Source organism: Actinocorallia lasiicapitis, assembly GCF_054778695.1.
On the sequence record NZ_BAAGZI010000723.1, the window covers coordinates 1 to 1,337 of the forward strand.

A 1,337-nucleotide genomic window follows, 5' to 3' on the forward strand; every position below is an offset into this window, starting at 1 on the left:
CGGTGACGATCACCGTGCCCTCGCCGTCGACATGGATGCCGCCGCTGTCGAACGCCAGCACCCCGCGCCCCGCCCAGGCCATCGCCAGCGACGGCGCCCCTGCGACGGCCTGGTCGAACGCCGCCCGCGCCTGGGGGTAGTGCCCGGCCGCCCCCTCGATCTGGCCGAGCACGCAGAGCAGGTAGGGGTTGGCGGGGTCGTCGTGGAGTGCCGCGGTGACGTCCGGGCGGGCCCGTTCGGGTTCGCCGAGCGCGACCAGCAGCCCGGCGCGGTTGGCGCGGGCGGTCCGCAGCGACGGGTCGAGTTCGAGCGCCGTGTCGAGGTCGTCGAGGGCGGCCTTCAGATCACCGCGCGCGAACAGCACCTCGGAGCGGTTGTAGTAGGCCTCGGCGAACGGCGGGCCGTCGCGGAGCGCGGTCTCGTAGTCGGCGAGCGCGTCGTCGTGGCGGCCGAGCGCGAACAGCAGGTTGCCGCGGTCGACGTAGTAGTCGGGGTAGCCGGGGTCGGCGGTGATCGCGGCGTCGAGGTCGGCCAGCGCGCCCGCGCGGTCGCCCGCCTTGATCCGGAGCTGCGCCCGGTTGACCCTGAGCACCAGCCGGTGGATCGGCTGGGCGTCGCCCGGCAGTTCGTCGGCCAGCCGCATCGCCGCCTCGACCAGCTCCAGGGCTTCGTCCATCCGGCCGAGCCGCGCCATGATCAGCGCCTTGCCGTTGAGGTCGAACCCCAGCTTGACGGCGCGCGACTCCGGCTCGGGCAGCAGCCCGCACAGCGCGATCGCGACGTTCACCCAGCCGAGCGCCGCCGCCAGATCGCGGCGGGCGGGCAGATGGTGCCGGGTGACCAGCATCGCGCTGGTGTAGGCCATGGTCGAGTGCCGGACCGGATCGGTGGTCCTGGCCCGTGCCTCGGCCAGCACGGCCTCGGCCTCCTCCTCGCGTTCCAGCGAGCCCAGCGCGACGGCGAGATGGTGCACCAGGCCCCACCAGACGTCGCCGTCGCCTTCGGCGCGCTCCAGCCCGAGCCCGGCCAGCTCCGCGACGGCGTGGTGGCAGCCCCGGTCCAGGCACCATTCGACGGCCGTCAGGGTCTCGGCGGCCGTCCCGCCGTCCCAGATCCGGGCGAAGCCGGGCACTCCGCCCGGCGGACGGGCGGGGCTCTCGGCCGTCACGACCGTCACCAGGCCGGGCAGCCGCCGCTCCAGCACGGCGAGGACCTCGCGGTCGGCCGGGTCGGCCTCGTCGAGCCCGGCCACCCCGACGGTCAGGGTCTCCCCCAGCTCCGCCAGGACGGCCCGGACGAATCCGGCGAACCCGTTCGCGATCCGCAGGGTCCGCTGC

General features: G+C 75.2%; 1 protein-coding gene. It reads right to left on the minus strand.

Going from position 1 to position 1,337, the window contains the following annotated elements; translation table 11 throughout:
* Positions 1–1,337, minus strand: a 1,337-nt coding sequence (locus tag ACYVE7_RS34140; RefSeq protein ID WP_460370728.1) for a tetratricopeptide repeat protein, incomplete at both ends; no start/stop codon positions are given.